Genomic DNA, 21520 nt, shown 5'->3' with positions numbered 1-21520 from the left:
ACCAGTGGGCAGTTCTGATGGCCACCAGCGGGAAGAAACACTGGCCGCCTATGGGCAGAACTCAATGGCCCTTGACAGCGGAGTACGGCTTGGCTCTGCACCGGTGCCCACCATGTTGACCGTGACGCCGTGGCCTGCATCCGGGCCGTCGTCCATCTCGGGGCCCAGGGGTGGCGGATGGCCACCCTGCCGGGACAGCCCCCGCCGCCAGGACACACCGTCGGGCACGGGCCCGCGGCACCTGGGAGTCCGGAACCGGGCACGTGGCCGTCAGCAGGGGCCGGGCACGTCCCAGGCTGGCGGGAAACGCTGGGCAGGCCCACGGGGGTGGCCCGGGACCGGCGGGCCTGAACCCTTCGCCGTCCATGCGGGCCGATGCGCGCCGCGGCGTCGGGGCTGCTCAGGGCAGCGCGTCCTCGAGGTCACCCTGGGAACGTCGAAGGGCCCCACGCACCATGGTGCGTGGGGCCCTTCGTCAGGGAATCAGCCGCTCGGGATCAGCGATCCAGGTGAGGGGCGTGCGAGCCGTGCTCGAGCTCGACGGGGTGCTCCTCGTGGCCGTGCTGGCCGTGGGTGCGGGCCTCCACCAGCTCCTCGCGGGAGACCGGGGCGACGCGATCCTGGTAGAACATGCGGTTCAGGCCGGCACGGGCCTTCTCCAGCATGCCCACCTTGCCGTTGCGGCCGGGGATGGCCGGCACCGGGCGACGATCCTCGAAGGACACCAGGCGGTACAGCTCGTAGTCGGTGAGCTGACGGTGCCGCTCGTGGAAGCCGCCCTCGGGGGACATCTCGATGACACCGGCCTCGTGGCCGTGGAGCACGAGCTCACGGTCCTTGCGCTGCAGGGAGAGGCAGATGCGGCGGGTGACGATGAAGGCGATCACCGGGCCGAGGAAGAACAGCGCGCGCAGCACGTACAGCACGTCGTTCAGGGAGAGGCGGAAGTGGGTGGCGATGAGGTCCGAGGACGCGGCCGCCCACATGACGCAGTACCAGACGACGGCGGCCACGCCGATGCCCGTGCGGGCCGGGGCGTTGCGCGGACGGTCGAGCAGGTGGTGCTCAGTGTTGTCCTTGGTGATCCACCGCTCGATCCAGGGCCAGGTGCACATGCCGACGAGCAGGACGCCGACCGGGATCAGCGGCACGAGCACGCCCATGGGCAGGGACACCGAGGAGCCCCACGGCATCGGGATGTTCCAGAGGAAGGAGTAGTCGCCGATCATGCCCGGCATGAGGCGCAGGGCGCCGTCGAACACGCCGATGTACCAGTCGGGCTGGGTGCCGGCCTGCACCGGGGACGGATCGTACGGGCCGTAGTTCCAGTTGGCGTTGATCGTCACCGTGGAGGCGATGAGCGCGAGCACACCGAACACGATGAAGAAGAAGCCGCCGGCCTTGGCCGCGTACACGGGGCCCACCGGGTAGCCGACCACGTTGTCCTCGGTGCGGCCCGGGCCCGGGTACTGGGTGTGCTTGTGCACGACGACCATGAACAGGTGGATGCCGATCAGCAGCAGGATGGCGGCCGGCACGATCATGATGTGCAGGGCGTACAGGCGGCCGATGACCGAGTGGCCGGGGAACTCGCCGCCGAAGAAGAAGGCGGAGAGGTACGTGCCCACCAGCGGCAGCGACTTCAGGATGCCGTCGATGATGCGCAGGCCGTTGCCGGAGAGCACCTCGTCGGGCAGGGAGTAGCCGGTGAAGCCGGCGGCCCAGCCGGCCATCAGCAGGAAGCAGCCGACCAGCCAGTTCAGCTCACGCGGGCGACGGAACGCGCCGGTGAAGAACACGCGCAGCATGTGGACGGACATGGCCGCCACGAACATCAGCGCCGCCCAGTGGTGCAGCTGGCGCATGAACAGGCCGCCGCGCACGTCGAACGAGATGTCCAGGGTCGAGGCGTAGGCCGCGGACATCTCGATGCCGCGCAGCGGGGCGTAGGCCCCGTCGTAGACGACCTCCGACATGGAGGGGTCGAAGAAGAGGGTGAGGAACGCGCCGGACAGCAGCAGGATGACGAAGCTGTACAGGGCGACCTCGCCGAACATGAACGTCCAGTGGTCCGGGAAGATCTTGCGGCCGAAGAACTTCACGATCGGCGACATGCCCATGCGGGTGTCGACGAAGTTGGCGATGCGGCCGGTCGTGGTCGCCGGCTGGAACTCATTCACGGTGGTGCTCATAGGTGTCAGCCACGCTCCCAGTAGACAGGCCCGACGGGCTCATGGAAATCGCTCTGGGCCACGAGGTAGCCCTCGTCGTCCACGGTGATCGGCAGCTGCGGCAGCGCGTGGCTGGCCGGGCCGAAGATGACCTTGCACTCCTGCGTCAGGTCGAAGGTCGACTGGTGGCAGGGGCAGAGCAGGTGGTGGGTGTGCTGCTCGTACAGGGCGATCGGGCAGCCCACGTGCGTGCAGACCTTGGAGTAGGCGAAGATGCCGTCCACGTTCCAGTCCTCGCGACCCGGGGTGATCCTCACCTTGGCGGGGTCCAGGCGCATGAGCAGGACGACGGCCTTGGCCTTCTGGTTGAGCTTGTCGGGGCCCAGATCGTTCAGGCCGTCGGGGATGACGTGCACGGCCGAGCCGAGCGTGACGTCCGAGGCCTTGATGGGGGAGCCGGTGGGGTCGCGCACGAGGCGCACGCCCTCGGCCCACATGGTGTGGCGCAGACGCTCAGGGCCGAAGTTGTGAGCCTCCTGGTCCGAGAAATTGTCCGAGTCGTCCAGATCGCGGAACACGGCGATGAACGGCAGGGGGGCCAGCAGGGCGGCGCCGATCAGGGTGTTGCGCAGCAGGGGGCGGCGCTTGATCTGCGACTCGTCCAGGATCTCGGAGATCATCCCGGTGGCGGCCACGCGGTCGGCCTCCGAGCGGATCTCGTGACGGTCCTCCACGGTCTCGTGGTCGGGCATCAGGGTCTTGGCCCAGTGCACCACGCCGATGCCGATGCCGAACATGGCGAGGGCGGTGCCCAGGCCGAGCAGCAGGTTCTGCAGGTAGATCTTGCTGAACGCCTCACCGTTGCCGATCTGCCCCACACCGAAGTAGCCGATGAAGAAGAGCACCGTGCCCACGATGGAGATGAGGAACATGACCGAGACCTGACGCTCGGCGCGCTTCGCAGCCTTCGGATCCTCATCGGCCAGACGCGGACGGTGCGGAGGCAGGCCCGGGTTGTCGATCGCGTACCGGGGCGCGTCCTCGCCGGCGTGCTCGAGGGAACCCGAGCGATGCTCGGTCCCTTCAAAGCCTTTCTCGCCCATATGTCCTGTTTCCTTTACTCGAGTGATGAATGTCGATGACGGGTGGTCGGCGCGCCTGCGCCGACGGGATCAGGAGGACCGGCTGGTGAGCCAGACCATGAAGCCGATGATCAGCGCCAGGCCAGCGGTCCAGATGAACAGGCCCTCGGAGACGGGGCCGAGCGAGCCGAGGGCGAGGCCGCCGGGGGAGCCCTGGTTCTCGATGGTCTTCAGGTAGGCGATGATGTCGCGCTTGTCCTCGGGCTTGATGTTCGAGTCGGAGAACACCGGCATGTTCTGCGGGCCGGTCTCCATGGCCTCGTAGATGTGCTTCTCCTCCACGCCCTGCAGAGACGGGGCGTACTTGCCGCGGGTGAGCGCACCGCCGGCCGCAGCCGCGTTGTGGCACATGGCGCAGTTGATGCGGAACAGGTCGCCGCCGCGGGTGATGTCCACGTCCTCGTGGTTCACATCCAGGTACTCGTCCTCGGGGACGGCGGGGCCGGCGCCCAGCGAGGCGACGTAGGCGGCGAGCTGCGCCGTCTGCTCGTCGTTGAACTGGTTCGGCTTGACCTGGGCCTGCGGGCCGTTCATCTGCATCGGCATGCGGCCGGTGCCCACCTGGAAGTCGACGGAGGCGGCGCCGACACCGATCAGGGACGGACCGGAGGGACCCCCCGCGGCACCCGTGCCGTGGCACGAGGCGCAGTTCGCGTTGAAGAGCTTCTCGCCCTCGGAGATGTCATCAGCCGAGGCGGCCGCGGTGACCTGCGTGGCCGCCTGCGCCTGGTTCACGGTGCTCGCGACGGAGTACAGTCCGCCGGTCACCAGGAGTCCCAGCAGGAGGAGCGCCAGCCCCATCAGGGGATGGCGTCGGTTCTGCGAAAGTGCCTTCACGGGGGTTTCCTATCGTTCTCTTCCCGGGCGGGCCGCTCGTGCTGCCGGCCCGGGCCTGAAGTCGGTGCGGTGAGTGGGGGTCGTCTTACTTCAGGAAGTAGACGATGAAGAACAGGGCGATCCAGACGACGTCCACGAAGTGCCAGTAGTAGGACACGACGATCGCCGACGTCGCCTCGTGGTGGCCGAAGCGGCGGGCCATGTAGGCGCGGCCGATGATGAAGAGGAACGCGATCAGGCCGCCGGTCACGTGGATGGCGTGGAAGCCGGTGGTGATGTAGAACGCCGAGCCGTACGCGTTCGCCGCGACGGTCACACCCTCGGAGACGAGGACCGCGTACTCGTAGGACTGCACCGCCACGAAGATCGAGCCCATGATGAAGGTCAGGATGAACCACTCGACCATGCCCCACTTCCCGAACTGCAGGAAGCCGCCGGTGCGGCGGGGCTGAAGGCGCTCGGCGGCGAGGACGCCGAACTGGGCGGTGACGGAGGAGAGCACCAGGATCGTCGTGTTCACCGCGGCGAGCGGGACGTTGAGGATCGCGGTGTGCTCGGCCCAGAGCTCCGGAGACGTGGAGCGAAGGGTGAAGTACATGGCGAAGAGCCCACCGAAGAACATGAGCTCGCTGGCAAGCCACACCATGGTCCCGACCTGCACCATGTTCGGCCGGCTCGGGAGCCCCGTGGTGGGCTGATGGAGAGTGGGGTTAGCTGTGGTCACCCAGCCATTATGGCCCCAAACACCGCCCGGGCGGTAAATCGAACCTACCGTGTCGCAGGACAGGTCGTCAGCACCGTCGGGGGGTTTCAGTGTCAGTCGGGGGCTGGCGTCCAGGGGATGTCCAGGTTCACGGCGGGCGGCGCATGACACGACGCGGTGCCGGGTGCGGCCGGGCCGCTAGGCTCAGTGCGTGAGCACCCCCGAGAACACCGCAGCAGTCCTTGGGACCTCCTGGCCGGAGGTCTTCCGCGCCCTCACCGTCGGTGAGGACCTCAGCGACGACGTCGCCGCGTGGGCCATGGGGGAGATGATGGCCGGCGATGCCACCGAGGGGCAGGTGGGCGGATTCCTCCTCGCCCTGGCCGCCAAGGGGGTGACGGTGCCGGAGCTGCGCGGCCTGACCGAGGCGATGGTCCAGGCGGCGAACCCGGTGCACGTGCCGGGGGAGACCCTCGACGTCGTGGGCACGGGTGGCGACCGCCTGGGCACCGTGAACCTCTCCACGATGTCCTCGCTCGTGGCCGCCGGTGCGGGCGCGCGGATCGTCAAGCACGGGAACCGCGGCGCCTCGTCCACCGCCGGCGCGGCCGACGTGATCGAGGCCCTCGGCGTGGACTTGTCCATGCCGACCCGGAAGGCCGAGGAGTGCGCCGAGGCCGTGGGCATCACGTTCCTGTTCGCCCAGAACTACCACCCGTCCATGAAGTATGTGGCCCCGGTGCGCAAGCAGCTCGGCGTGCCCACCGTGTTCAACTTCCTCGGCCCCCTGAGCAATCCGGCCCAGGTCACCGCCCAGGCCCTGGGCTGCTCGAGTGAGGCCATGGTCCCGCTGCTCGCGCAGGTGCTCGCGGACCGGGGGGTGCGCGGCTTCGTCTTCCGCGGGGCGGACGGCCGGGACAAGATCACGACGTCGGGGCCGTCGACCGTCATGGAGGTCCGGGACGGTGTGCGCACCCACGAGCTCGATCCCCGGGAGCTGGGCATCGACCTGGCCCCCGTTCAGGCCCTGGCCGGGCGGGACGGTGCCTACAATGCGACCCTCGTCCGCGCTCTGCTGGCGGGGGAGAAGGGTCCGATCCGCGACGCCGTCCTCCTCAACGCGGCCGCGGGCCTGACGGCCTGGGACCGTGACGCGGACGCGCCGCTGATGGAGCGGCTGGCGGCCAACGTGGCGCGGGCCGCCGAGTCGATCGACTCCGGCGCCGCGCGTGACGTCCTGGACCGCTGGGTCGCCTTCTCCCGGTCCTGATGGTGCGACGACGGGCCCTCGCCAGCGAGGTGGGGCCCGTCGTGGGGAGGACGCTCAGGAGTCGAAGCCGAGCGCCCATCCCTCGCCGAGGTCCTCGGACGAGTAGGTCCGGAAGGCCAGCATGGTCTCGGTGTCCTGGATCCCGTCGACCTTGGAGAGGTGGTCGGCGATCACGTCGGCGAGGTCCTCGTAGCGGCGCACCTTGACCATCGCCACCAGGTCCCACGCGCCGGTCACGGAGTAGACCGACCCGACCCCCTCGAGCGCGGCGAGGGTCTCGGCGGTCTCCGGGATGCTGGATTTGTCGGTCTTGATCAAGACGATGGCGGTGACCACGGGCGGTCCTCATTTCCTCGATGCTGTGGGTCCGGTGTCCGGGATGATCCTAGCTGCGCGCCGGGCCCTCACCTCCGGGTGCGGCGCACCAGCCAGGCGGTCACGGCCCGGCGGCCCAGGAGCAGGACGCCCAGCACCCCGAGCGCCACGAGCACGAAGGACACGGGTGCGCCACCGAGGCCGAAGGCCACGCGTAGGACCATCCCGACGGCGACGGTCCCCAGCCACACGATCACGCCGTGGGGCCACACGCGGGCCCAGGTCCGGTGTCCGGCGGTCAGCCCGGTCATGAGGAGGAGGCCCGCCAGGAACGGCGCCGCCGTGACCAGCAGCCCCAGCGGCCCGCGCTCTGTCGCGTGCTGCCCCTGGCCCAGAGCCACGAAGAGGAGGGTGAGGAGGAGGTCGACGGCAAGTGCCGGCTGGGCGCCGCGCGGGTCACGGTGCTCGGCGGGCACGGCACGACGGGCGGTGGGGGAGGACGTCATGCATCCAGTCTGGCCCACCGCAAGGTCGAGGCGGCGCGTCCAGCCACAGGTGACTCGGTGGACGGGGCCTATGACAAGATGCCAATGTTGTCAGAGGTAGGCTCTCTGTATGGTGTTCGTGCATCTGGTGCCCATCCGACCGACCGCTGCCACGGCCGACGACGCCCGACGTCTGGCAGCGGTGCTGCTCGATGATCCTCACCCGGACGCGGCTGTGATCGCGGCGGCGTGGCTTCTCGACGAATCCGGCCCGGTCGCCGATGCGGCGTCGCACGACGGCGAGCTGGCCGTCGTCGTCGAAAGCATGGCGGCTGCGGTGGGCCTGGCGTTGTGGGCTGTGCGGACCGGGTCCTGGGCGGTGCTGTTGGATCCCGAGGATGCCCTCGACAAGGACTCATTATTGTCGTACCTGACAACAGCCGAGCGGCGGCGGGCCCGGCGGGCACCGGGCCGACTCGTGCTGCCGGGCGGAGGTCGCGCGGACCGCGCCTCGGATGCCGGCCGAGAGGCCGATCTACGCTGTGCGGAGGCCACCCTGCAGCTGGTCGCCACGGTGGAACGGCGCCGGTCCGCTGATCAGCACGCGGCGGGACGGCTGGTCGAAGCCGGCGCCAGTCAGCGAGAGGCGGCGGCCGAGCTCGGGATCAGTCAGCAGGCCGTCCATTCCCGGTTGCGACACGGGCTCTGGCACGAGAGCCGGACGGCGGTGGCGGCCGTCCTGCCGTTGCTGGACCGGCTGTCCACAGACCCGGGGGAGTGAATCCCCGGCACGCGGCGCCGGCGTCAGCCGGCGCGACCTCCTGGGCCAGGTCCCGATGTGGCGCGTGCCGTGCAGGCGGCCTCCGAAGGGGAGGCGAAGAACGGGCTAGTTGACATAATGTACATTATCGGCGCACTGCGGAACGGTGGACAGGGCGCCCTCCGCGGCGGGTCTCGCGCGTAGCCTGGACCCATGACGATCATGACCGACCAGCGCGACCGCCCCCTGCACGCGACGATCGCCGTCGTCCTGGCCATCGCCACGGCGGGCTACCTGGCTCCGTGGGCCATTGCCGCCGTCCGCGGCCGTTCCAACGTGTGGGCGGTGTTCTGGGTGAACCTGCTCACGGGGTGGACCGTCCTCGGCTGGTGCATCGCGCTGTACATGTCACTCACCAGCCATCGCCGGCTGCGGCCCTGGGGTCCGCGCGGCCTCTGACCGCGCGGACCGCCCCTCAGGACAGGCGCGCGACGACGGCCCGCACACCGTCTCCCTCGGCGACCAGGCATCGCGGGCCGTCGACGTCCGCCTCGTCCGTCTCGGACAGCTCGACCGGCACCTCGAGCTCCCCCGTCGCATCGGCGCCGATCACGCGGAGGGTGAGATCCGGGGCGCGCGTCTCGAGGTAGGTCCCGGACTCGTCGTGCATCTCGAGCCGGGCCTGCGGGATCTCGCCGCGCACGGCGGCTGCGAGGATACGGCGCGCGTCCGGGTCGGTGGCGGCGTCCACGACCCAGCGGTGTCCCAGGACGGAGTGCTCCACCTCGGCCACGACGTCTCCCTCGGCGGGTGCGTCGCCTCGGTAGGCGAACGGGGTCTGGTAGAGCCGGTCGCCCACGCGCACGACCATCGACTCGACGCCGATCTCGCCGGCGGGATCGTCGAGCCGGTACGAGCCGACCTTCTCGGCGGTCACGTCCTCGGGCAGTCCGTGCGCCACGAGGCGGCGGCGGATCCATTCGGGCTTGTCCGGGTCCAGGCGTGCGGTGTAGATGAGAGCCATGCCCCGACCGTAGCCCTGACGTCGTCCGCCCGGGAGGGCCCGCCGGCCGGCGGCGCGGCTCAGCCCTGCACGGCTCGCACGGCGTGGTCCATGGCCCGGTAGGCGTCGAGCTCGCGGGCTTCGGCCGCGCCACCGATCAGGCGCACCGCCTCCGGCGCGTAGCCCGCAGCCACCAGGTCCTCGACGAGATCCGTCTCGGACTCCTGCCCGGCGCACACGACGACGTCCGTCACATCCAGGGTCAGCGGCACGCGTGTCTCGGGGTCCTCCGGGGACGGCGCGGTCACGCGCAGGCCGTCGGGGCCGAGGCCCTCGTAGGTCACACCGGAGTGCAGGTGGACCCCGTGCCGCCGCAGCTCGGCGCGGTGCACCCAGCCGGTGGTGGGGCGCAGTCGGACGCCGATCGGTCCGGGGCTGCGCTGGAGCAGGTGGACCTCGCGTCCGGGGTGGGCCGCGGCCGGCTTCGCCAGCTGGCCCGGCGTCTCCGCGGTCAGGGCCACGCCCCAGCGGGCCCGCCAGTGCTCCTGCGTCTCGGGCGTCCCGTCCGGCCGTTCGGTGCCGGCCGCCAGGGCCTCGGCGACATCCACGCCCACGCCGCCGGCGCCGATCACCGCGACGCGCGGACCGACGTCGACGTGGCCCAGGACCACGTCGTCGTACGCATGGACGGCGGGCGCACCCGGCTCCCCCGCCCCGGGCAGAGCGACGGGCCGGGGCCGCACGCCGGTGGTGAGGAGCACCTCGTCGTAGCCTGGCCGCCCATCGTCCGTGAGGAGTGTCTGTGCGGACACCTCCTCCCCGGTCACGAGCGTCACGCCGGACGCCGCCGCGCGGGCCGCCAGGTGCTCCAGCGCGGGACCGAACTCCTCCTTGCCGGGGATGCGTCGGGCGAGCCGGAACTGGCCGCCGGGCTCGGCGTGCCGGTCGAACAGGGTGACCTCGTGCCCGAACCGGGCCGCACGCTCCGCGGCCGTCAGGCCCGCCGGCCCGGCACCGACCACGGCGATCCGGCGACGGCGGGCGAGGGCCACCGGGACGGGCGCGGCGTACTCCGGCTCCGTCTCCCGCCCGGCGCGGGGGTTCATCAGGCACGAGACCTTGGCCCCGGTGAACACGTGGTCGAGGCAGGCCTGGTTGCAGGCGATGCACGGGGTCAGGGTCCGAGCGCGCGGGTCGCTGATCGCGGCCATCCACTCGGGGTCCGCCAGCAGGGGCCGGGCCAGCCCGACGAGCGCGGCGGCCCCGGACGTCAGCGCCTCCTCCGCCTCGGCGGGGGTGGTGAGCCGGTTGGAGGCGATCACGGGGATGTCGACGGCGGCGGTCAGGTCAGCCGAGGCGGCGAGGAACGCGGCGCGCGGCACGGAGGTCACGATGGTCGGCACGCGGGACTCGTGCCACCCGATGCCGGTCATCAGGACGTCCGCTCCGGCGGCCTCGAAGGCCCGGGCGGTGTCCGCGATCTCCGCGCGCGTCTGCCCGTCGGGGACCAGGTCCGCCGCCGAGGTGCGCACCGAGAGCACGCCGCGCTCCCCCAGCGCCTCGCGCACGGCCGCGACCACCGCCGCCGGGAACCGGCGTCGGCGCTCGGCGTCGCCCCCGTACTCGTCCGCGCGTCGGTTCGTCGCCGGGGCGAGGAACTGGTTGAGGAGGTAGCCCTCCGAGGCCATGATCTCCACGCCGTCGTATCCGGCCTCCAGGGCCAACGTGGCCGCGCGTGCGAACGCGTTCACGGTCCGCTCGATGTCCGCGGCCGTCATCTCCCGGGGCGTGTGCCGCGAGATCGGCGCTCGCACCGCGGAGGCCGAGACCAGGTCGGGGCTGGGGGCGTAGCGTCCCGCGTGCAGCAGCTGGGCGAGGATCCTGCCCCCGGCGGCGTGGACGGCGTCCGTGACGACGCGATGGGCGCGCGCGTCCTCCTCGCTGGCGAGCATCCCCCCGCCCAGCGTCACCGTGCCCTCGGGGACGACGCCCAGGCCGCCGGTGACGATGAGTCCGACGCCGCCGCGTGCCCGCTCCGCGTAGAACGCCGCCAGCTGCGGCAGGTCGTCGTGCCGATCCTCCAGTCCCATGTGCATCGAGGCCATGACCACCCGGTTGGGCAGCGTGAGGGGGCCCAGGGTGATCGGCTGGAGCAGGGGCGAGACCGCGACGGGTGAAGATGTCATGCAGCTCACATTACCGGGCGGTAGCTCCCGACTTCCAGGACCGCCTGGGGACACGCTGTGTCCAACGCCACTGCGTAGGGCAGGATGGGGATCACACGTCGACGCGCGGCAGACCCGTCCGCGCACCCGACACGGAGGGGAGCGCACGCATGGAGTGGATCGAGGCGAACGCGGGCTGGCTGTGGCTGGTGCTGGCCGCCGGCCTGGCCGGCGTCGAGCTGCTGACCCTCGACCTCGTCTTCCTGATGATCGCCGCCGGGGCCGGCGCGGCGGGGGTGGTCGCGCTCGTGGGCGGCCCGCTGGCGCTCCAGCTCGCGGCGTTCGCCGCCGTCGCCCTGCTGATGCTCGCCGCCGTGCGCCCCGTCGCCCTGCGCCACCTGCGCAAGGACACCGGCGCCGGCGCCTCCTACCTGGACACGCTCCCGGGGCGTCGCGTCGCGGCCCAGGGCGCGATCACCGGCGACGCCGGCACGCTCGCCGTCGACGGCGACACCTGGTCCGCCCGCGTCGAGCCCGGGGCGCCCGACGTCGCCCCCGGCGACGAGGTGACCGTCCTGCGCATCGACGGGGCCACCCTGGTGGTCCGCCCGCTCCCCCGCATCGACTGGCAGGCGGACGGCGCCTGAGCCGCCCCACGTCCTCGTTCCGACCGCACCGACCGCACCGACCCCAGAAGAAGGGACCCCGATGGAAACCCTCATCGTCCTCGTCGTCCTCGCCGTCCTCGCGGCGGTGATCGTGGCCTCCTCGGTCAAGATCATCCCGCAGGCGCGGACGGCCAACATCGAACGCCTCGGCAAGTACAACCGCACGGCCGGCGCCGGGCTGACCCTGATCATCCCGTTCGTGGACCGCATGCTCCCGATGGTGGACATGCGCGAGCAGGTCGTCTCCTTCCCGCCCCAGCCGGTGATCACCGAGGACAACCTCGTCGTCTCCATCGACACGGTCGTCTACTTCCAGGTCACGGACGCCAAGGCCGCGACCTATGAGATCGCCAACTACATCCACGCGGTGGAGCAGCTCACCACCACCACCCTGCGCAACGTCGTGGGCGGCATGAACCTCGAGGAGGCGCTGACCTCTCGCGACTCCATCAACTCCCAGCTGCGCGGCGTGCTGGACGACGCCACCACGCGCTGGGGCCTGCGGGTCTCGCGGGTGGAGCTCAAGGCCATCGACCCGCCCATGTCCATCCAGGACTCGATGGAGAAGCAGATGCGCGCCGAGCGCGACCGCCGCGCCGCCATCCTCACCGCCGAGGGCACGAAGCAGGCCGCCATCCTCACGGCCGAGGGCGAGCGCCAGTCCCAGATCCTCTCCGCCGAGGGCGAGGCTCAGGCACGCGTGCTGCGCGCCAACGCCGAGGCCGAGGCGATCGAGGTGGTCTTCGACGCCATCCACTCCGGCGGCGCCGACTCCGAGGTCCTGGCCTACCAGTACCTGCAGTCCCTGCCCAAGATCGCCGACGGCCAGGCCACCACCATGTTCGTGGTCCCCGCCGAGCTCACCCGCGCCCTGCAGGGCCTCGGTGAGGCGTTCGCCCCCGGCGACGGCGACCGCCCCACCCCGGAGCGCGCACCCCGGCGTCGGGACTCCGGGGACCGCGCGGGCGAGCCGGGCGCCGAGCACGTCGGCGTCACCCCGGAGCGCGCGCGTCGGCCGCGTGGGTCCCGCCCCACCACCGCGGACGCCCTGCGCGCCAGCGGCGTCATGGACGCGATGACCGCCGGCGCGGTGACGGCGGAGGACATGCCGCAGACCTCGCTCGACGAGGCCCTGGCCACGCCGCAGGAGATTGAGCCCGACCCGTCGGCCGGCCGCACCCCCGGCACCCGCCCGGCCGGCGAGGCCGACGGGAATGCTGTGGGACACTGAATGGTTCCATCAGTGAGGACGACCCGCCGCGCCTCGATCGGCCCGCGCCCCCGCGCGGGCCTCGGCGCGGCCTGACGAGGAGGAAACGTGAGCGATCGCAGCCTGCGGGGCATGCGCCTGGGCGCGCAGTCCCTGGAGTCCGAGGCCGGCGTCGAGCCCGCCGCCCGGCAGCGGGTGGAGTACCGCACGGAGGACGGCGAGCAGGTGTTCGTGACCTTCTCCGTGGAGGCGGACGTGCCGGCCACCTGGACCTCGAAGACCGGCAAGGAGGCGTTCCTCGTCAGCGGCGAGAAGCCGGCTGAGACCGAGGGCAAGCCCGTGCGCACCCACTGGGACATGCTGCGCGAGCGCCGCAGCCTCGAGGAGCTGGAGGAGACCTACAAGATCCAGCTCAACAAGCTGCGCGCCAGCCGCGGCGAGGACGTCGACGCCTGACCCGCCGCTCCCCCACGCACGACGGGGCCGGATCCGCCATGGATCCGGCCCCGTCGTCGTTCGGGGGCTGTGCGCCTCAGAGGCCGAGGCGGGCGCGCAGGCCCTCCCAGCGCGCGGCCAGGCCCCACCGGGTCACGTTGACCACGGCCTCGCCGATGATGCCGCCGCTCATCTTGGACTCGCCGAGCTCACGCTCCACGAACGTGATCGGGACCTCGACGATCCGCTTGCCGAGCCGGGCCGTGCGGAAGGTCATGTCCACCTGGAACCCGTAGCCCTTGGACTCGATCGCGTCCAGGTCGATCGCACGGAGCGTGTCGGCCCGGTAGGCGCGGTAGCCCGCCGTGATGTCCGTCAGGTTGAGGCCGAGCATGATCCGCGGGTACAGGGACCCGGCCCACGAGATCATCTTGCGGGAGGTCGGCCAGTTCACCATCTTGCCGCCCGGCACGCGGCGCGAGCCGATCACCAGGTCCGCGGTGCGGACGGCCTCCAGCAGGCGCGGCAGCTGCTCGGGCTGGTGCGAGCCGTCCGCGTCCATCTCGACCAGGACGTCGTAGCCGCGCTCCAGGCCCCAGCGGAACCCGGCGATGTAGGCGCCGCCCAGGCCGTCCTTGGTGGTGCGGTGCAGCACGTGCACGGAGGGGTCCTCGGCGGCGCGGGCGTCGGCCCAGTCGCCGGTGCCGTCCGGGGAGGCGTCGTCCACCACGAGAACGTCGGACTCCGGGACGGCGTCACGGAGTCGGCCGAGGGTCAGCGGCAGCGACTCGATCTCGTTGTACGTGGGGATGATGGTCAGCACGCGCATGTGCGGTTCTCGCCTTCCGGCCGGGGTCGTGGGGGCGGCCCGCCGGTCGGACGGGCCATCGCATCCGTTCGAGTATAGGAAGCGGAGGTCTCAGGCCGGCGTCGCGCCATCGCGCGCGTCGCGGGCCACGTCCTCCGCGGCGATCCGGCCGTCCACCCAGGTGGCCCGCCAGCGGGGCAGGGCGGTCTCGGCGTCGAGGGCCGGCAGCAGCGGGGTGCCGGCTCGGGTGTCCGTGCTCCACGCCGCCACCCGGCCGTCCGGCGACTGCACAGCCACCGCGTCCGCGTCCCAGACGCCGAACACGGCCGGGGCCGACACGCTCAGGCGCGGGGCGACGGACAGGCCGGCCGCCGGAGCGTCGGGCAGCGCGCGCAGCGGGGTGCGGGTCGCGGCGGCGAAGGCGGAGCGGGCGGAGATGCGCTCGTCCGGGTCGGGGTGGGACAGCGCCGACCGGACGGCGGCCCACGGGTCCCCGGCCGGGCCGGCGCCCAGGCACACGGAGACGGCGTCGGCCAGCAGGCTCGCCACGGGGGCGTGCAGCACGCCGTCCGCGTCGGGGACGACGGTGGCGCTGACCCCGGCGGCGGCCAGGAAGGCGCGGTCCTCGGCGGTGACCGAGTGGGTGACCACGAGCCGATGGCGCACGCGGCCCAGGGCGGCGGTGCCGAGTTCCTCCGCGACCGAGCGCAGGGCGGTCAGGGCCACGTCCTGGGCGGCGGGCCCGGCGTCCGCACCGCCGTCGGGGACGAGGTAGGCCTGCTCCCCCGCCTGGGTCGAGGCCGTCAGGAGACCGGTGAGCGTGGCGGGGTCGGTGTCGGTCCCGACGGGCAGCCACACCCCGGCCGCCTCGGCGTCCACGCGGTCCGCGTGCCGGTAGACGACCGTCTGGACGTCCTCGTCGGCGGGCGCGGCGCCCGTGTCCTCGGGCCCGGCCAGGACCGTCACGACGGCGGTGCCGCGGCTCAGCGCGTCACGCGCGTCCGCGGGCCGGGCCAGCGGCTCGACGAACACGGGCACGACGACGGCGCCGTCGAGGTCCCGCCGTTCGTCACCCGGATCGGCCACGCGGTCCGCGGAGTCGTCCGCGCCGAGCCAGGCGATCACCCCGTCCCGGACCAGCAGCGCCTGTGCGTACGGGTCCGTCGTCGAGTGGATGATGCCGTGGGTCAACAGGTGTGCGCTCACCCGCCCACCCTAGCCCGTGTCAGTCCTCGTCCGCGCGGGGCGCCGAGGCCGCCGGCAGCGAGGTGGCCACGACGCCGCGGGAGACGAGGTCCGCGGCCCGGCGGCAGGCACGGCTGCGACGGGCGTCCCCGGGGACGTTGGCCAGCTGGTCCAGCACGTCGATGACCTGCCGCGCCCAGCGGACGAAGTCGCCCGCGGCGAGGTCCGCGCCCTCGAGGGTGCGGCGCAGGGTGGCCCCCCGCACCCAGCGATGCATGGGCGCCACCAGGCCGGGGTCCGTCCGGGGCGTGGGCTCGAGCCGTGCCTGGGCCTCGTCCGTGCGCAGGCGCTCCTCGATGCGCTCGGCGGCCTCCGCGACGCGTGCGAGCCGGGGGGTCGGCATCGGGACCAGTCCGGGCTCGGTCTCCCCCTTGCCCTGGTACACGAGCAGCGCGGCGACGGCGGCCCACTCCTCCGGCGTCAGGCCGTCCGTGGCCGGATCCTGCAGCACCAGGGAGGTGAACAGGTCCCGCTCGCCGTAGATCCGGCGCAGGGCCTCGCCGCGCTCCGTGAGCGCCGCACGGGGCGAGGACGCGTCCTCCTGGACGTAGCCGTAGGCGCGCAGCAGAGCGACCACGCGGTCGAACGTGCGGGCGATGGTGTTGGTGCGGCCCGCGATGCGTTCCCGCAGGACGGAGACCTCCCGCCGCATGGCCCACCAGCGGTCGCCCCAGCGGGCGTGCTCCTCGCGGTCCTGGCAGCCGTGGCACGGGTGGCGGCGCAGCGCCCGGCGCAGCTCCTCGACCCGGGGTGCGGCCGGGTCCTCCCGGAGGCGGAAGCCCGCCGTGCGGCGGCCTCCGGCGGGCGGGCGGCCCGTGCGCACGGCCTCGCGCATGAGCGCGGCGACGTCCTTGCGCTGCGTGGGCGTCTTCACCTGCACCACCTGGGGCAGGGCGGCGCCCGCCACCGGCTCGACCGGCCCGGCGACGTCGTCCACCGTGATGCGGCGCAGCTGCGCCTTGTCCGTGACGACGCCGACGCGCGGGTTCTGGGGGTTGCCGGCGGGGAACACGACGACGGCCCGCCCGAGCGCGCGGCCGGCGTCGAGTTCGACGACGTCCCCGACCGCGAGGTTCGCGAGCGAGTCCTTCACGGCGGCCAGGTGGGCCCGACGGCGCCCCTGCGAGCCGGACTTCTCCGCGGCCGCGAGCTCCTTGCGCAGGGTGAGGTATTCGGCGAAGTCGCCGAGGTGACACTGCATGGCCTCCTCGTACTTCTCAAGGCTGGCCTGCTTCGAGCGGACTTCGCGGGCCAGCCCCACCACGGAGCGGTCCGCCTGGAACTGGGCGAACGAGGACTCGAGGATGCCCCGCGCCCGCTCCGCGCCGACCTGCGCCAGCAGGTTCGCGGACATGTTGTAGGTGGGCCGGAACGAGGAGCGCAGCGGGTAGGTGCGGCGCGAGGCCAGGCCCGCGACGGCGGCCGGGTCCAGCCCGGGACGCCACATCACCACGGCGTGGCCCTCGACGTCGATGCCGCGGCGGCCCGCCCGGCCCGTCAGCTGGGTGTACTCCCCCGGCGTGATGTCGACGTGGTTCTCGCCGTTGAACTTGACCAGCTTCTCGATCACCACGGAGCGGGCCGGCATGTTGATGCCGAGGGCGAGGGTCTCCGTGGCGAACACGGCCTTGAGCGCGCCGGCGGTGAACAGGTCCTCGACGGCCTCCTTGAACGGGGGCAGCATGCCGGCGTGGTGGGCCGCGAAGCCCCGGGACAGGCCGTCCCGCCACGCCCAGAACCCGAGGATCTCCAGGTCCTCGACGGGCAGCAGGCGCGCCGCCTCCTCGACCCGCTCGGCCACGAGCGCCTTCTCCCGCGCCGTGGTGAGGTCGAGCCCGGCCCGCAGGCACTGCTCCACGGCGGCGTCGCAGCCGGTCCGGGAGAAGATGAAGGTGATGCATGGCAGCAGCCCGTCGCGGTCGAGGACCCGGATCATCTCCGGACGCGACGTGGACAGCCGCGGTCCGCGCCGCGGGCCGCCGTCGTGACCGCCCGGCCGACCGGAGACCGGCCGCTCCCGGTCCAGTGCGGACGAGCCGGTCCGGCCCCGGCCGCCGTCGCGACCCGTGTGCCGGCCGCCCCTGGCCCGCCCCTTCGTGCCGCCCCCGCGCCCGTCGCGGTGCTGCTGCCGCCCGGGGCGCCCCCAGTCGGCGCGCTGGAACCGGCGCTCGGCCTCCTCCCCCAGGCGCTTGAGCTCGGGGTTGAGCAGGGCCTCCCCGTCCCGGTCCGCGGCGTCCTCGAAGGCGATGTCCTCGGCGAACAGGTCGTAGAGCCGGCCCCCGGCCATGATGTGCTGCCACAGCGGCACCGGCCGGTGTTCCGAGACGATCACGGTGGTGGCGCCCCGGACCGTGTCGAGCCAGGCGCCGAACTCCTCGGCGTTGGACACCGTGGCGGACAGGGAGATCAGCTGCACGTGCTCGGGCAGGTGGATGATGACCTCCTCCCACACCGGTCCCCGGAACCGGTCGGCGAGGTAGTGGACCTCGTCCATGACGACGAAGCCGAGGTCGATGAGGGTGTCCGACTGCGCGTACAGCATGTTGCGCAGCACCTCGGTGGTCATCACGACGACGGGCGCGTCCGGATTGACGGAGGTGTCCCCCGTGAGCAGGCCGACGTTCTCCGCGCCGTGCACGCGGGCGAGGTCCGCGTGCTTCTGGTTGCTGAGGGCCTTGATGGGGGTGGTGTAGAACGCCTTCGTGCCGCGGGCCAGGGCCAGGTGGACGGCGAACTCGCCGACCACCGTCTTGCCGGCACCGGTGGGCGCCGCGACGAGGACGCCGTGGCCGTCCTCGACCTCGGCGCACGCGCGGCGCTGGAAGTCGTCGAGGGGGAAGCCCACGCGTGCGGCGAACCGGCCGAGCTCGGAGCCGGCATGGTGCCGGGCCGCCCGGGCACGGGCGTAGCGCTCCGCCGGGCTCAGCTCGGGCTCGTCGTGCGGGGTCGCGGACGCGGGATGGTGGGCCATGGCCCCACCCTACTGGCGGGTCCGGACGCCGTCGTGCTCGTGCGTCCGGGCGGGAGGGCCGCGGCGTACGACGCTCAGATCTGATCGAGCGGCTTCGGGCCTGCGGCGAGCTCCGCCTCGACGTCCATCTCGCGCTGGCCCTGCCGACGGTCGCGACGCCGGTCGCCCCACAGACACAGGACGATGGCCACGCCGAAGAGGACGACGAGCGGGATCGCCATGTAGAACATGGAGATGGCGTCCGCACCGGGGGCGGCGATCGCGGCGATCAGCATGATCACGAAGACGGTGATGCGCCAGTGGTGGACGATCGTGCGGCCCGGCAGGATGCCGAGCATGTTCAGTCCCACCAGCAGCACCGGCAGCACCATGGCCACGCCGAACGCGAGGTAGAGACGCGTGACGAAGCTGATGTACACCGACGCCGTCGGGAGATTCGCGCCGCCCTCGGGAGTGAAGCCCACGAAGAACTGGACGGCCTGCGGCATCACGAGCCACCCCAGCGCGATGCCGAAGATGAACAGGGGCACGGCCGCGGCGATGAAGCCCAGGGCGTACTTCTTCTCGGCCTTCTTCAGACCCGGCACGATGAACGCCCAGATCTGGTAGAGCCAGACCGGGCTGGACAGGATGAGCCCGATGAACATGCTGACCTTGAGCATGAGGTCGAACGGCGAGGCCACCGTGTCATAGGCGACGGCCGCCGTGTGCCCCTGGCTGGCGATCTCCTTGACCGGGCGGAACAGCTCCGCCATGACCGGCTGGTAGACGAGGAAGCCGACCACCATGCCGACCGCGACGGCGAGTCCCGACTTCAGCAGTCGGTTGCGCAGCTCCGTGAGGTGCTCGCGCAGCGGCATCTCGCCGGTGGGGTTGTCCCGCCGCTTCCGGCGGCGCCGGGTGCGGCGGGCGACCTCGTCGACCTCGGTCATCGGGTGGGGGTCCTTCCGGCTCAGCGCGGGTCGCGCGGGTCGGTCTCGTCACGCTCGACGACGCGGCCCTCGACCGGCTCGTCCGCGGCGGTGGAGCCGGCGCCGGAGCGCTCGTCCGTGGTGCCCTTGCCCTCGGTGCGCATCTGCTTCACCTCGGAGGAGAAGATGCGCATCGACTGGCCGAGGTTGCGGGCCATCGCGGGCAGCTTCGGCGCCGCGAAGAGCAGGATCGCGAGCAGGATGATGATGACGAGCTGCCAGCCCTGGAGTCCAGCCATGATGAAGGGTCCTTTCGATGGGGTTCCGGGGTCCAGGCTACCGCGCCGGCAGGGCCACGAGGGCATCGCCCAGCGCGTCCGCCACGGACGCCCGGAGGTCGGCGGGGGCCAGCACCTGGACGGCTCCGCCGTGGCGTCCGACCAGCGCGGCGGCCACGCCGGCGTCGGTCAGATGCACCCGGGTGAGCCGGTCGCCGTCGGGCAGATCGGCCTGGGCGTCCGGGCGGTAGCCCGCGGCCGCGTCGCGGACGGGATGGGCCCAGCGCAGCAGCACGGGCACCCCCGCGGCGTCGTCGGGATGGACCCGCCAGCGCGCGGGCCTTGCCCGGGCGGCGAACGTCTCCCCCGTGGGTGCGGGCGCGCTGATCCGGTCCACCCGGAACACCCGGTGGTCCTCGGCGCGACGGCACCACGCCTGCAGGTAGAGACGCGCCCCGTCCTGTACCAGGGCCAGCGGCTCCACGTCCCGCTCGGTGAGGGCGTCGGCATGCACGGAGCGGTAGGTCAGGTGCACGACGGCCCGCTCCGCCACGGCGGCCAGCAGGGTGCGCACCGTCGCGGGGTCCACGGCCACGTCCCAGTGGGCGGCGACGGCGACCGGGGGCTCGCCGGCGGTGTGCGCCTCGGCCTCCCGGAGGGCGGCGTCGTCCGCATCGTCCGCGTCCGGGGCCCCCGCGTCCAGGACGGCGGCGCGGATCCGGCGCTGGGCGGAGCGGGCGGCCTCGCGGTCGGCCTCGTCCAACACCGGCAGGTCCGCGACCGTCTGCAGGGCGGCGACGAGGCTGTGCGCCTCGGGGCGCGTCAGCCGCACGGGACCGGCCAGGTCTGCGGCGCGCTCCACGTGGACGCGGCCGCCGACCTCCGCCACCTCGAACTGGAAGCCGGGGAAGTCGCGCTCGGGCATGCCGCAGTAGCGCAGCGTCTCGAGGTCGGCGTCGAGGCGCTCGTCGGTGATGCCGAGGCGGGCGCGCAGCTCCGCCCGGTCCACCCCACCCGCCCGGTTGGCCAGCCCCACGATGTCCAGCAGGCGGCCCACGAGGTCCTCGCTCGAGTCGCGGGCGCGGCGCCGGACGGGCGCGGCGAGCGCCACCTCGAGCAGGGCCGGGTCGGCGGGGCCGGCGTGGGACTCCGCCGCGGCGGCCAGGCCCGCGCGGACGCGGTCGGTCAGGTCCGGGTGCGCGGCCGAGGGCACGGCGCAGCCCAGCAGGCCGCCGATCTCCGCGGCGAGGCCGTCCTCGCGAGGACCGGCCGGGGCCTCCCAGAGTTCCCAGTCGGGTCCCGGTGCGGCACCGTCCTCGACGCGGGGCTCGGCGGGCTCACCGACCGCGCGGACGCCCTGGCCCCGACCGGGCGCGAGCCACACGCGGACCCGCTCGGCGTCGGCCTGTCCGGCCAGGCGCGCCACGAGGTCGGCATGGTCGTGGTCCTCGGGACGGCCGGGGGCGTCCGTCGCCCGCTCGAGGCGGCGCGGCTCCCCCTCCATCCGGGTGAGCCGGAAGCTGCGCTCGGCGGCGCGGTCGAGGTCCCAGCCGGTGAGATACCAGCGACCGCGCACGAGGGTGAGGAACCAGGCCCGCACGGTGCGCCGGGTGGCCCGCCCCCGCGCGTCGCGGTAGGGGAAGCGCAGCACGGCCTCGTCGGCCACGGCCTGGGTGAGGGCCTCGAGCCGGGGGTCGGCCCGGGGCATGAGGGTGTGGTACCCGGCCAGCTCGTCATCGCCCGTGAGGTCGGTGGCCGGCTGGAACAGCAGGCCCACGGCGCGGACGACGTCGGCGCGCAGCGGCGAGTCGCCCCACAGGCGCCGCGCCCGCACGAGGGCGCGGCGCTCGTCCACGGTCAGGTCGAGGTCGCGCAGCAGCAGCGCATCGCGGACGACGCGGTGCCGCACCCCCGCCTCGCCCTCGTCGAAGCCGGCGGGCTCGAGCGTCTCCAGCGGGACCCCCACGGCGCGCAGCACGCGGCGGTCCCGCTGGAAGAGCTTCTCGAAGGCGGCGTCCGTGAGCCCCTCGTAGCCGACGACCTGCCGTCGGATCCGGTCACGCTCGAGGCCGTGCGGCGCCGAGAGCAGCAGCCACAGCAGCGAGATGATGCGCTCGGCGGCCGCGTCGCCGGCGCGCCGCGG

Annotated in this window: 20 protein-coding genes; 6 read left to right on the top strand and 14 right to left on the bottom strand. The window is 72.9% G+C overall.

Annotated features, from left to right (window positions below; all coding sequences use genetic code 11):
• Positions 1-497 precede the first annotated feature (497 nt).
• The 4 genes from QL983_RS04490 to QL983_RS04475 all read right to left on the bottom strand — a co-directional run bounded on the left by QL983_RS04490 (position 498) and on the right by QL983_RS04475 (position 4814).
• Positions 498-2192 carry a cytochrome bc complex cytochrome b subunit gene (locus QL983_RS04490; RefSeq protein WP_069941591.1) on the bottom strand — a complete coding sequence of 565 codons (1695 nt, stop codon included), beginning with the start codon at positions 2190-2192 and terminating at the stop codon, positions 498-500.
• Between the two features lie 5 nt (positions 2193-2197).
• Entirely contained in the window at positions 2198-3274 is a 1077-nt protein-coding gene (locus tag QL983_RS04485; protein ID WP_290151461.1) for a Rieske 2Fe-2S domain-containing protein, read from the bottom strand.
• 69 nt (positions 3275-3343) lie between these two features.
• Entirely contained in the window at positions 3344-4150 is an 807-nt protein-coding gene (locus QL983_RS04480; protein WP_036315101.1) for a cytochrome c, read from the bottom strand.
• Between the two features lie 85 nt (positions 4151-4235).
• Entirely contained in the window at positions 4236-4814 is a 579-nt protein-coding gene (locus QL983_RS04475) for a cytochrome c oxidase subunit 3 (RefSeq protein WP_020625607.1), read from the bottom strand.
• A 250-nt stretch (positions 4815-5064) separates the two neighbouring features.
• Between QL983_RS04475 and trpD the strand changes: the two genes are divergently transcribed.
• Positions 5065-6123, top strand: coding sequence for an anthranilate phosphoribosyltransferase (gene trpD / locus QL983_RS04470; RefSeq protein WP_087114304.1), 1059 nt, complete (start codon positions 5065-5067; stop codon positions 6121-6123).
• Positions 6124-6177: 54 nt separating this feature from the next.
• On the opposite strand, the gene QL983_RS04465 is transcribed toward trpD, so the two are convergent.
• Positions 6178-6459 carry an Lrp/AsnC ligand binding domain-containing protein gene (locus tag QL983_RS04465; RefSeq protein WP_002854527.1) on the bottom strand — a complete coding sequence of 94 codons (282 nt, stop codon included), beginning with the start codon at positions 6457-6459 and terminating at the stop codon, positions 6178-6180.
• Between the two features lie 68 nt (positions 6460-6527).
• Positions 6528-6944: a DUF3054 domain-containing protein gene (locus tag QL983_RS04460; RefSeq protein WP_129866945.1), complete on the bottom strand. Its 417-nt coding sequence runs from the start codon at positions 6942-6944 to the stop codon at positions 6528-6530.
• Positions 6945-7053: 109 nt separating this feature from the next.
• Between QL983_RS04460 and QL983_RS04455 the strand changes: the two genes are divergently transcribed.
• On the top strand, positions 7054-7704 hold the full coding sequence (locus tag QL983_RS04455; protein ID WP_087114303.1) for a hypothetical protein: 651 nt from the start codon (positions 7054-7056) through the stop codon (positions 7702-7704).
• Positions 7705-7896: 192 nt separating this feature from the next.
• Positions 7897-8142 carry a superinfection immunity protein gene (locus QL983_RS04450; protein WP_020624801.1) on the top strand — a complete coding sequence of 82 codons (246 nt, stop codon included), beginning with the start codon at positions 7897-7899 and terminating at the stop codon, positions 8140-8142.
• A 16-nt stretch (positions 8143-8158) separates the two neighbouring features.
• On the opposite strand, the gene QL983_RS04445 is transcribed toward QL983_RS04450, so the two are convergent.
• On the bottom strand, positions 8159-8707 hold the full coding sequence (locus tag QL983_RS04445) for a hypothetical protein (RefSeq protein WP_073116899.1): 549 nt from the start codon (positions 8705-8707) through the stop codon (positions 8159-8161).
• A 59-nt stretch (positions 8708-8766) separates the two neighbouring features.
• On the bottom strand, positions 8767-10872 hold the full coding sequence (locus QL983_RS04440; RefSeq protein WP_119217273.1) for an NADPH-dependent 2,4-dienoyl-CoA reductase: 2106 nt from the start codon (positions 10870-10872) through the stop codon (positions 8767-8769).
• Between the two features lie 149 nt (positions 10873-11021).
• Here QL983_RS04440 and QL983_RS04435 point away from each other — a divergent pair, with 149 nt between their 5' ends.
• The 3 genes from QL983_RS04435 (at position 11022) to QL983_RS04425 (ending at position 13185) form a co-directional block, all read left to right on the top strand.
• Entirely contained in the window at positions 11022-11498 is a 477-nt protein-coding gene (locus tag QL983_RS04435) for an NfeD family protein (RefSeq protein WP_122054340.1), read from the top strand.
• A 61-nt stretch (positions 11499-11559) separates the two neighbouring features.
• On the top strand, positions 11560-12750 hold the full coding sequence (locus tag QL983_RS04430) for an SPFH domain-containing protein (RefSeq protein WP_036315078.1): 1191 nt from the start codon (positions 11560-11562) through the stop codon (positions 12748-12750).
• Positions 12751-12837: 87 nt separating this feature from the next.
• Positions 12838-13185, top strand: a complete 348-nt coding sequence (locus QL983_RS04425) for an RNA polymerase-binding protein RbpA (protein WP_012750883.1) — start codon at positions 12838-12840, stop codon at positions 13183-13185.
• Between the two features lie 76 nt (positions 13186-13261).
• On the opposite strand, the gene QL983_RS04420 is transcribed toward QL983_RS04425, so the two are convergent.
• The 6 genes from QL983_RS04420 to QL983_RS04395 form a co-directional block, all read right to left on the bottom strand.
• Positions 13262-13993 (bottom strand): polyprenol monophosphomannose synthase, encoded by a 732-nt coding sequence (locus QL983_RS04420; RefSeq protein ID WP_036315073.1) that lies wholly within the window; start codon positions 13991-13993, stop codon positions 13262-13264.
• Between the two features lie 90 nt (positions 13994-14083).
• Complete coding sequence (locus QL983_RS04415) at positions 14084-15178, bottom strand: hypothetical protein (protein WP_036384777.1); 1095 nt, start codon at positions 15176-15178, stop codon at positions 14084-14086.
• A 19-nt stretch (positions 15179-15197) separates the two neighbouring features.
• The gene (locus tag QL983_RS04410) at positions 15198-18188 is read right to left on the bottom strand and encodes a DEAD/DEAH box helicase (RefSeq protein WP_290151445.1); all 2991 of its coding nucleotides are present in this window, start codon (positions 18186-18188) and stop codon (positions 15198-15200) included.
• A gap of 74 nt (positions 18189-18262) precedes the next feature.
• The gene (gene tatC / locus QL983_RS04405; RefSeq protein WP_036337035.1) at positions 18263-19120 is read right to left on the bottom strand and encodes a twin-arginine translocase subunit TatC; all 858 of its coding nucleotides are present in this window, start codon (positions 19118-19120) and stop codon (positions 18263-18265) included.
• Positions 19121-19140: 20 nt separating this feature from the next.
• Positions 19141-19398 (bottom strand): twin-arginine translocase TatA/TatE family subunit, encoded by a 258-nt coding sequence (locus tag QL983_RS04400; RefSeq protein ID WP_002855080.1) that lies wholly within the window; start codon positions 19396-19398, stop codon positions 19141-19143.
• Positions 19399-19435: 37 nt separating this feature from the next.
• The coding region (locus QL983_RS04395) for a WYL domain-containing protein (RefSeq protein ID WP_290151441.1) at positions 19436-21520 on the bottom strand (2085 nt) is incomplete at its 5' end.

This window comes from Micrococcus sp. APC 4021, assembly GCF_030407635.1.
Taxonomy (GTDB): Bacteria; Actinomycetota; Actinomycetes; order Actinomycetales; family Micrococcaceae; genus Micrococcus; species Micrococcus luteus.
The sequence above is the reverse complement of the archived record's forward strand: the minus strand, read 5'-3'. Positions and strand labels throughout refer to the sequence as shown.

Coding starts and splice junctions, on each gene's coding strand:
- QL983_RS04490 (WP_069941591.1), bottom strand. CDS start 2,192: ATGAGCACCACCGTGAATGAGTTCCAGCCGGCGACCACGACCGGCCGC.
- QL983_RS04485 (WP_290151461.1), bottom strand. CDS start 3,274: ATGGGCGAGAAAGGCTTTGAAGGGACCGAGCATCGCTCGGGTTCCCTC.
- QL983_RS04475 (WP_020625607.1), bottom strand. CDS start 4,814: ATGGTGCAGGTCGGGACCATGGTGTGGCTTGCCAGCGAGCTCATGTTC.
- QL983_RS04460 (WP_129866945.1), bottom strand. CDS start 6,944: ATGACGTCCTCCCCCACCGCCCGTCGTGCCGTGCCCGCCGAGCACCGT.
- QL983_RS04455 (WP_087114303.1), top strand. CDS start 7,054: ATGGTGTTCGTGCATCTGGTGCCCATCCGACCGACCGCTGCCACGGCC.
- QL983_RS04450 (WP_020624801.1), top strand. CDS start 7,897: ATGACGATCATGACCGACCAGCGCGACCGCCCCCTGCACGCGACGATC.
- QL983_RS04445 (WP_073116899.1), bottom strand. CDS start 8,707: ATGGCTCTCATCTACACCGCACGCCTGGACCCGGACAAGCCCGAATGG.
- QL983_RS04440 (WP_119217273.1), bottom strand. CDS start 10,872: ATGACATCTTCACCCGTCGCGGTCTCGCCCCTGCTCCAGCCGATCACC.
- QL983_RS04435 (WP_122054340.1), top strand. CDS start 11,022: ATGGAGTGGATCGAGGCGAACGCGGGCTGGCTGTGGCTGGTGCTGGCC.
- QL983_RS04430 (WP_036315078.1), top strand. CDS start 11,560: ATGGAAACCCTCATCGTCCTCGTCGTCCTCGCCGTCCTCGCGGCGGTG.
- QL983_RS04420 (WP_036315073.1), bottom strand. CDS start 13,993: ATGCGCGTGCTGACCATCATCCCCACGTACAACGAGATCGAGTCGCTG.
- QL983_RS04410 (WP_290151445.1), bottom strand. CDS start 18,188: ATGGCCCACCATCCCGCGTCCGCGACCCCGCACGACGAGCCCGAGCTG.
- tatC (WP_036337035.1), bottom strand. CDS start 19,120: ATGACCGAGGTCGACGAGGTCGCCCGCCGCACCCGGCGCCGCCGGAAG.
- QL983_RS04400 (WP_002855080.1), bottom strand. CDS start 19,398: ATGGCTGGACTCCAGGGCTGGCAGCTCGTCATCATCATCCTGCTCGCG.